At 32.9% G+C, this 10,038-nt stretch carries 8 protein-coding genes; all 8 read right to left on the bottom strand.

Translation table 11 applies throughout. The features are described from left to right. On the bottom strand, nt 1–552 hold a 552-nt coding region (locus tag DFQ02_RS13475; RefSeq protein WP_147297787.1), incomplete at its 3' end, for a RagB/SusD family nutrient uptake outer membrane protein. A gap of 11 nt (nt 553–563) precedes the next feature. Further along, complete coding sequence (locus DFQ02_RS13470) at nt 564–3,749, bottom strand: SusC/RagA family TonB-linked outer membrane protein (protein ID WP_181896425.1); 3,186 nt, start codon at nt 3,747–3,749, stop codon at nt 564–566. A 510-nt stretch (nt 3,750–4,259) separates the two neighbouring features. After that, nucleotides 4,260–5,261: a GntR family transcriptional regulator gene (locus DFQ02_RS13465; RefSeq protein WP_116524970.1), complete on the bottom strand. Its 1,002-nt coding sequence runs from the start codon at nt 5,259–5,261 to the stop codon at nt 4,260–4,262. A 258-nt stretch (nt 5,262–5,519) separates the two neighbouring features. Beyond that, nucleotides 5,520–6,326: a pseudouridine synthase gene (locus DFQ02_RS13460; RefSeq protein ID WP_116524969.1), complete on the bottom strand. Its 807-nt coding sequence runs from the start codon at nt 6,324–6,326 to the stop codon at nt 5,520–5,522. A gap of 95 nt (nt 6,327–6,421) precedes the next feature. After that, a complete protein-coding gene (locus tag DFQ02_RS13455; RefSeq protein ID WP_116524968.1) occupies nt 6,422–7,324 on the bottom strand; it encodes a geranylgeranylglycerol-phosphate geranylgeranyltransferase in 903 nt (300 codons plus the stop codon). Between the two features lie 54 nt (nt 7,325–7,378). Beyond that, nucleotides 7,379–8,308, bottom strand: coding sequence for a mevalonate kinase family protein (locus tag DFQ02_RS13450; RefSeq protein ID WP_116524967.1), 930 nt, complete (start codon nt 8,306–8,308; stop codon nt 7,379–7,381). Between the two features lie 77 nt (nt 8,309–8,385). Then, nucleotides 8,386–9,468, bottom strand: a complete 1,083-nt coding sequence (locus tag DFQ02_RS13445) for a diphosphomevalonate/mevalonate 3,5-bisphosphate decarboxylase family protein (protein WP_116524966.1) — start codon at nt 9,466–9,468, stop codon at nt 8,386–8,388. Beyond that, nucleotides 9,469–10,008, bottom strand: a complete 540-nt coding sequence (locus tag DFQ02_RS13440) for a DUF1697 domain-containing protein (RefSeq protein ID WP_116524965.1) — start codon at nt 10,006–10,008, stop codon at nt 9,469–9,471. Nucleotides 10,009–10,038: the final 30 nt, after the last annotated feature.

Here is a 10,038-nt window from a genome sequence, read left to right as displayed (position 1 = left end):
ATATACCTCAGTGATATGTGGGAAACGCCCCCAGAACTTCATGATTTCGTTATGGAAGAATGCTCTAAAAAAGTAAGCTTGTCCTAATATAACATCCCTTTCTTCTGGGCTTAGCCCTACCATTAAATCTTGGTTGGCTATAACGATATTAGCCTTACGGATACCCAACATACTACCACGCCATATTCTTGGTCTACGTCTAGCTTGAGAATTATTGGTATCTCCAGGTCTACCTTGATGTGTATTCTTACCAAGGTAAGCGAATCGTTGCCTCACCCAATTATCTAACTGACCTCGATCTACGGCACCACTAAACTGGCCACCCCTGTATGAGTCGTCCCCAAAAGTGTAATCCTGAAAGGAATGACCAGAAGTACCATATTCAACTACTAAGTTGTACATCTCTTCTACAAACCCTTGAGAAGAATCGAAAGTAGCAAATACATCGGTAATATCTATCTCAGCTTCTGGTGCAATGTCTAAATATTCTTCGCAGGCAAACGTTAACAGTAGCCCTAAAAATAAAATTATTTTTACTTTAATATTTTTCATAATTCTTTATTTTAAAAATCTAAATTAAAACCGACATTGAAACGTGCCATTGTAGGGTAATCTCCTCTAAACGTAGAATCTTGAGTTTGACTACTGTTAAACTCTCTATCATCTGGCAAATCTGTCCATAAAAACAAGTTATTACCATTAGCAAAAACACTTAGCGCTTTAACCCCAAGTCTTTCACATGTTTTTTTAGGAATACTATAGTTTAACGCTATAGATCTCAATCTTGTTAAAGATCCATCAAAAAAGTTTGATCTTGGATCAGCACCTCCTGTGTTTAAATCACTGGCTCCTGAGTCTATAGCAAAAGTTGGCTGTGTGCGAACACCTGTTGGATTATCTTTAGTCCAATATCCTAACTCATGCTCAAAAAACGTATCGATTTGGTTTGAGAATGTTCTACTGCTATAATTTCTATTAGTATTTTGTGTACCATAGAACTGAACAGATAATCTCCATCCTTTGTATTTGGCTCCTACGGTAGCAGCCCAAGTTCTTTGTGGACGTACTGGGTAACCATATGGCACATTATCAAAAGCACCATTGTAAGTACCATCACCATCATAATCTACTAAATTATAATATCCAGTTCTTATTAATTCATTTCCATTGACTCTTGGTGTTGAGCTATATAAGTCATCTAAACTACCCATAATCTCTGCAGGAATAGCTAATCTTGGCTGACCAATGGTATATCCCGCTGCTTTTTGGTAAAACGGACGTAATTCTGGATCCTCTCTATCAAGTACTAAATCTTTGGCTTGCGTAAAGTTAACATTACCAAAAATATTTACACCACTGGCAAAGGTATGATTAGCTGAAAGTACAACTTCAAATCCTCGTACCTCTACTTCACCTCTGTTGAAGGCTGGTGGACTAGCACCAAACCATTCTGGCACCGCTCTTTGGCTACTTGGGATTAAAATATCGCTACGATCTTCTCCAAAAACATCTACCTCTGCTTTAATTGCGTTATTAAACAATCCTAATTCTACACCAATATTATATTTTACAGCCGTTTCCCATTGTAGATTAGGGTTACCAACATTGTCCTCTGAATAAAACACATACGGCGAACGACCATTTGAACCATTAGGGTTTATAAAAGCACCACCACCAATACTCCAAGTTTTCTGGTATTCAAACCTTCCGCCTCCACTATCATCACCAATTAAACCATAAGATCCTCTAAATTTTAACAGATTCAACCAATCAACATTTTCCATAAATGATTCATTAGTGACTGTCCAACCTGCTGCTGCTGCTGGGAAAACCTCAAAACGAAATCCTGGACCGTATTTCTCAGATCCATTATAAGCACCACTAATGTCTAAGAAATATCTCTTATCATAATCATAGGTTACCCTACCAACCCAGTCTTCGCGATATCTCAAGAAACCATTACCAGTTCCACTCTCTCTACGTCTTACTAATACTAATCCTGTAACAGCATGCTTATCTGCAAAGGTTCTATTATAATTAAAAGAAAAATCATATAATAAATTACGTCTCATACGCTGAGCAGCACTACCCTCATTACCATCAAGTATTTGTGTTGGCTCTATTGTCCATGGAAAAGGCACAAAACCAAAATCATTCACACCATTTGGTGATTCAATGCGCTCTTCAAAATCTTCATTGTATACACGATATCTCACATTTTCCTGACCATCACCTCCATTGTCAAACAAACGCTGTCTACTTGTAGATCTATTATCTAAAGAAAAACGTCCTTGAAACGATAAGCCCTTAGTTATAAAGTCTAATCTTTGTTTTAAGATAAAATCTGTGTTTATATTAAAGGTATTTGTAGAAGTATACCCTGTATTAGTTAAAACAACCAAAGGGTTTGTATTAGCAAAGATATCTCTATCATCTCTACCATAAGCCCCATCTGGAAAAAGAGGTGTGTAAGCATTCGGAGCGAGCTCATAAATTGAGTTTGTAACTAAATTTAAGTTACCGGGCGTTTTTTGAATCCCGTAAAATCCACCAAGATTTACAGAAAACTCTGTAGTTTTAGTGATATCGAAATCGATATTACTACGAAAGTTAAATCTCTCATAACCAAACCCACTGTCATACCCTTTACCATTATCATAACTATCACCATCAAAAATATCAGACACTGTTTGGTATGCTAAACTCCCAAAATATCTGGCGTTATTTCCTCCGCCTCGAACAGATAAATTAACACGGTAATCTTGGGCAAAATCTTTTAAAAGCACATCTTTCCAGTCTACATTAGGATATATAAGACTTTCGGCTTCGTTTGCAGGATTTTGAAATCTATCTGCAATAGCTATTGGGCGATAATTATCCCAAGATTCTTCCCTATAAGGAAGTTCGCGCAATATAGAGGAGTTTGCTTCCATAATAGCATCAAAAACACCAAGTTTTTCTGGCAACTTAGAAACAAACTTTAAAGTAGTATTAGCTTGTAAAGACAATTGCGCCTTTCCTTTTTGACCTCTTTTTGTGGTGATTAAAATAACACCATTAGCACCTTGAACACCAAAAACCGCCGTGGCAGAGGCATCTTTAAGTACAGAAAGGTTTTCAATATCATTAAAATCGATATTATCAATATCCCTTGGCGCGCCATCCACAAGTATAAGTGGTTGTCCTGATCCATTCCACGAGGCCTGACCACGAATAAAAATTTGCATATCATTTCTACCTGGAACACCACTACCTTGAATGGCTGTAACCCCAGGCAAATTACCTTGTAATGCTTCCTCCACATTGGTAATACCAGAATTTAGCTCTTGTAGCGATTCCCCCTTAATTTGGGTAATTGCACCTACCACACTTTCCTTCTTCTGTGTACCATAACCAATAACTACTACTTCATCAAGACTTGCAATGTCTTCTTCCATAGTTACATCAATGGTTGTTCTGTTGTTTACTTGAATTTCTACAGTCTTAAAACCTAGATAAGAAAATACTAAAGTTTTCTGACCTGAAGTTAATTCAAGCGTGTAATTCCCGTCAAAATCTGTTGACGCCCCTCGTGTAGTTCCTTTTTGCAATATACTTACCCCAGGTAAAGGTATACCGCCAACATCTTTAACAACACCAGAAATTTTTTCCTGAGCCTGTAAATTAGCAACCGTAAAACTGGAGAAAACCAGTGTTACTAAAAGTGCTAATGCAGAAACAGAAAATTGTCCTTTAAATTTTTGTTTCATTTTGAGTTTTAGTTTTAACATATATTATAGTTTTACTAGTTAGTATGACCAGAATAAACAAAGATTCTAAAAAAGTCATAATAATCAACAACAATTTTACAAATTAAGATAGCCTATCCTATCCTGTTCTATCCTGATAAGTAATAATTTTTCATAAAAAAAGAGTTTTGAGATTAGTATTAAGACGATAAGTTGCTTTAAAATTAAAAGAAAACTTTTAAATTACAAATTTGATTTATAAGGACTTAAAATTTAGACTAACAGTTTCTTATTAAAAAACTCTTAGTATCCAAAATACTGAAAAGTATTATTAGACACAATCTAAAAATACACTTTTAAACTTTTCTACTTTATTATACACCAATTATTAAAGTGATTCTATTGGAATACAAATACAATAATGGTATTCATGATTATAAAGAAAAACAATCATTCTTTCTAATTCAAACTTAAGAACATGCTTAGATAGTTTTTTAAATAGCCTTCTCTATGAAAGCTTTACAAAGGGCTCTATAGTGAATCCCTAACAATAAGTTTGGTTTCTAAATATGTTTTTGGAATTTCATCTGAAGAAATAAACTCAGCTACTTTAGCCCCAAATTCTTTAAAATCGATAGAGATAACAGATATTCCTTTGTATGTAAATTTTTTAAGTGGCGTATCATTGTAAGACAAAATACCGACATCTTTACCAATTTCAAGATTTGCATTGGTACTCTGACTCAAAAGCTCATAAAGAATACGATCATTAACACTAATATAAGCCATACCCTTTTCAACGGTTAGCATTTCTGAATCAACACAAACACTGTAATCTATTTTATTAGACTTACAAAATGCAATAAAATATTCAACACTCTCATAGGGGTGATACGTATACTCTGGATAAACAAACACAACCTTTTTATATTTTTTCAGCAAACCTATTGCTTCTTCAAGACATTCGTAAAACGCTTTACCAAAGTCTTGAAAAACATAACCCTCTGAGACTTGTAGATTGGCTTTCCAATCAATTAACAACAATTTCTTTTTATCAATCTTAGCTAAACTTTTTCTAACCCCAGGATGATCAAACCCCATGACAATATATTTATAGTACTTGGCATTTTCAACATCTAACATTGACTTAAAGTTTTTTACATTGTAATGATGAAATTGTAAATCAACTGCAATATTATCTGGTATACAACTCATAAAAGAATGATAAAACACTTCTTTGTATGCTTTGAATGTACTTATTAGCATAAGTACTTTTTTCCTGCTTTCTGTAATATAATACCCTTTATTTGGCGTAGAATTAATTAAAGCTTGTTTTTTCAACAAGGTATATGCCTTATAGACAGTATCTCTGGAAACACGGTAGCTTTTGCTAAACTCATTTATTGAAGGTATTCGGTCTCCTTCCTTAAGCTGGTTACTTTCAATGGAGCTTTTTATTGCATTGACTATTTTAATATACTTGGGACTATCATTGTCACTTAAATTCCTAATTGTAATTTTTTGATTTACCATGTCTTTTCTAAATAAACAGTCTAACTAATTAAAAATGAAGTGCATTAAAATTAATTTTCACCCTTGAAGACCGCAGAATGAATCAAATAAATAAAAATTCAAATTATAATCTATCCTGCACTATCCTTGTTATTACTTAATCGAATTAATCAATAAAAACAAAGACAAAACATTTATAGAAATACTTATGCTCTCTGTGTTTGACAAATAATTTTAAAATAATTTATGAAGTAAACATGTAATTACTTCTAGAACTCATTAAAGCATTTGAAGCATGCTTAATTCGTCTTTAGATAAGTGTTTCCAATGACCGCGAGGAATATCTTTTTTTGTGAGATGACCAATGGCAACGCAATCTACACTAATGATGTCATAATTGAAATGCTCAAAAATGGTTCTTATGATAGTATTACCCGTATTCTTTATTTTAAGACCAACTTCTTTTTTTGCAGCACCATCTATATAACTTATTTCCTCTACCGAAATAAGTTTATCTTGAATCTTAAATCCGTTCTGGATTTTCTTTAAATCTTCTAGCTTTAAATTTTTATCTAATTCGATATGAAATAAGCGGGGCACACCATTTTTAGAATTTTTGAATTTATCTTCAATATCTTTATCATTTGTAAATAATAATAAGCCTTTTGAATTTCTACCCAAACGCCCTATAGGCTTTATACGCGAGGTTGTAGCATTGGCAACCAAATCCATAACAGTACGCCCCTTACCTTCGCTTGTAGTGGTAGCAAATCCCTTTGGCTTATTTAAAAGTACATATGCCTTTTGCTCTGGATTTACTCTAGCACCATCATAACGTACCTCATCGCTTGGATTTACTTTATAACCCATTTCTGTAATGATTTTTCCGTTCACTGACACCAAACCAGTAGCGATGTGAACATCGGCCTCTCGTCTTGAGCAAATACCTGAATTTGCAATGTATTTGTTCAAACGAATTTCACTAGAGTTGCTTTTATTTAACCCAGCCTTTGGCTTTATATGAGACTTTGATTGACTCTTCTTAAAACTCTTACCTTGTGCTTTTCCTCCGCGTTGCCTGTTCATTACATTTAATTTTCGACAAAGATATACTTAAATAATTTACGGTTAACGATTTTTAATTGACGATTTATTTCTGCCACTAAGAGAAATCAAAAAAATTATATTCGCTTTAAAATAACACTTACGTCAATAAGCAAAATACAAAATACCCCAGCTAACAAAATAAACTTCAAAATATTGTGTAAGATGAGATAATGCATTTTGGTTTTTGAACGCCATAATAGAATTAAGAATAAAATTAATAAAGCTGTAGCTGTATAAAAGAAAATATACATATAACCAACTGTGTAGTAAAATAACAACAAATAGGTTGGAAGCAACGTAAAAATAGCCAAAACTGTAAGCATTAACTTAGATATGTTTTCTCCGTAGGTAACAGGAATGGTTTGGTAATCTTGCACAAAATCTCCTTTAATATTTTCCAAGTCTTTAGTGAGTTCACGCATAGAAACAATTAAAAATAAGTAGGTAGCATGTACAAAAATGACAGATTCAAAGTTTTTGTAATACATAAAAATGGCAAAAAATGGCGTAATGGTTAATATTGCAGAAGTTAAGTTACCTACAAAAGGAAGTTTCTTAAGTTTATGAGAATAAAACCATATACCAAAAATATAAACCGAAAAGAAAACTACCGCCCTAAATGATACATAACTAGCCAAAATTACTGCCAAAAAGTTGAGCACAAAATAAAACGACAACTTTGTGTTTTGACTTATTAATCTGTCTAGCTTTGATTTTATAGGACGATTAATTAAATCTTTTTCTGAATCATAGAAACTATTTATGATGTATCCTGATGCAATAGTAGCAGCCGTTGCTAAAACTAGCATCAAAATATTAATATCAAAAATCACATCCATAAGAGGTAAGTCTGGAGATAAAATGTAAATAGAAGCTAGGTATTGGGCTATTACTATAAGGAGAATGTTGTAACCTCTGACCACAGAAAGCATACTAAAAAACTTTAGTAAAAAATATTTCTGTTTTCTTGAAAGCATGTAGTTGTTTAGTGAGATCCTGAAACAAGTTTAGGATGACATAAAAATACAGAATTAGAAATTATATACCACCTCGAGTTTGTATCCTGAAAGCGATTTCTTTGCTTTAACAATATCTTCGGTAAAACCAAGAATATAACCTCCACCTCCAGAACCACAGAGTTTCAGGTAATAATCGTTAGTTTCAATGCCTTGCTTCCAAAGCTCATGGAATTGTGAAGGAATCATAGGTTTGAAGTGGTTAAGCACTACCTTAGATAATCGTTTAGTATTTTTGAATAATGATTTTATATCTCCCTTTAGAAAATCATCAACACAAGCATCGGTATGTTTGATAAACTGATTTTTTATCATTTTTCGAAATCCTTCTTGTTTCATATTCTCCATAAAAATACTTATCATTGGGGCTGTTTCTCCAGTAATTCCACTATCCAGTAAAAACACAGCGCCTTTTCCATCAGTTTTTTGCGATGGAATGCCTGTAGCCTCGATATTGTCTTTAGAATTGATGAGAATTGGAATACTTAAATAACTGTTTAAGGGGTCTAAACCTGAAGACTTTCCATGGAAAAAGGATTCCATAACTGAAAAAATAGCTTTAAGTTTTAAAAGTTTATCTCGAGTTAAATTTTCAAGTACCGTTATTTTATCCTGAGCATACTTGTCGTAAATAGCAGCTACCAAAGCACCACTGCTACCAACCCCATAACCCTGAGGTATTGAGGAATCAAAATACATACCCGCTTCTACATGATTTTTTAATGTCTCTAAATCAAAAGTTACGAGACTTTTATCAATATTTTCTAAGTATTTAGCAAACTTTCTTAAACTTTGGTTAGATTTTATGGCTTCGTTGGATGGATTTTTATCGGTTTTTAAAGCACCATTATAGAAACTGTAGGGAATCGATAGCCCTTTAGAGTCTTTGATGATACCATATTCTCCAAAGAGTAATATCTTAGAGTAAAAAAGTGGTCCCTTCATATTTTTTTGCTAATTAGGATACTTATTTTATTTTTTTGTTTAATAAAATTAAACATTTTTTAAACAAAAACAAGCTTTTAAACTATTTTTTTTGCTCCAAAGCCAATTTGGTCACAAATATACTGCCCATTTTCACAATGTGCAACCAATTCATTTTTGATGAATTGAACAACTTGTTCAATTTCGGCTTTTGGGTATAAGACATGAACATTAGCACCTGCATCTAAAGTAAAGCAAACTTTAGAGCCTGTTTCTTTTCTGTATGACCATATTTTATTAATGATTTCTAGGGTGTTTGGTTTCATTAAAATAAAATAAGGCATACTACACATCATCATAGCATGCAATGTTAATGCTTCGCTCTCTACAATGTTAACGAATCCATTCAAATCGCCTGTCTTAAACACATCAATTAATGCTGAAAGATTGTTATGCGCTTGTTCAAATCGTTGTTCCGCAAATGGGTGATTATGCATTAAACCGTGTCCTATTGTACTACTTACTGGTTTTTCGCCTTTATCAACCAACAATATGGTATCTTGATAATTTTTAAAATTCTCATGAACATTAAAAGGATATTTAATTCCAAATATATCTGAACTACCTTCAATTTCATTATGTAAACCCCAAACAACCAAATCTCCATCAATACTACGGCAAGCACTTCCAGATCCTAATCGCGCTAAAAATGAAGACTTTTTATTAAAGTATTCTTCCGTAATATCAGGATTCAACATCTTTTCAATACTCATTAAACACAGTGCTAGTGCACTCATTCCTGATGCTGAAGATGCTATTCCAGAACTATGCGGAAAAGTATTAACCGTATCAATTTTAAAATAGTACTCTTTTAAAAAGGGTAAGTAAGTGTTTATCCGTTTAAAAAAAGTCTCAATTTTAGGCTTGAAGCTTTCTTTTAAATCACCACCTAAAAATACATCAAAAGCATATTCTTGATGACTTTCCTTTTGAGAGAAATTAACGGTAGTTGTGGTATTACAGCCGTCTAGAGTAAAACTAATAGAAGGGTTTGCTGGAATTTGGTTTTCCTTTTTACCCCAATACTTCACCAATGCAATATTACTAGGTGATTTCCAAGTAACACTTCCATTTTCAACTTGCTTAGGATATATTTTTGGAATAAAATCTTGTTCAGTCATTTAATCTAATTGAGATGTCAAAGATAATAACTTTCGGATGGTTTTGTAATTTCTAGCAGTGGCTGTTACTTTTAATTTTTGTTCAAAAAAGTTATTGTTGCATTTTGCCTTTCCATAACCCACAGAACAATAAAAATAGACACAATCTTGAGTAATGAAAAAATCCTCATTTGGATAGGTTATATTTGAAACTTCTAGAACTAAATCTTTTTTTGGTTTCTGATACAAGAAGGTAAAATAACTATTTTCTTTTTTATCTTGTCTAAACGGGCATTTATCAAATATTTGCTTAAAATCCTTGGGAATAAATACCAATACAGGAACCTCAAAACCAAAATATAATTGAATAATTTTCTGTATTTGTAAAGCTAAAATTCTCTTGTTTTCTTTTAAAGATTGAAAAATAATATTACCACTTTGAATGTAGGTTTGTACACTCATCAAACCAGATTTAGACAAGGCCTCCCGAAGCTCTGCCATGGGTATTTTCTTTTGCCCACTTACATTGACACCTCTTAACAACCCAATATAAGTATTCATTCGGTTTACAGAAAAATTAAAAAATTCCAC

The organism is Seonamhaeicola aphaedonensis (assembly GCF_003386195.1).
Taxonomy (GTDB): Bacteria; Bacteroidota; Bacteroidia; order Flavobacteriales; family Flavobacteriaceae; genus Seonamhaeicola; species Seonamhaeicola aphaedonensis.
This window is presented reverse-complemented; position numbering and strand designations above follow the sequence as displayed.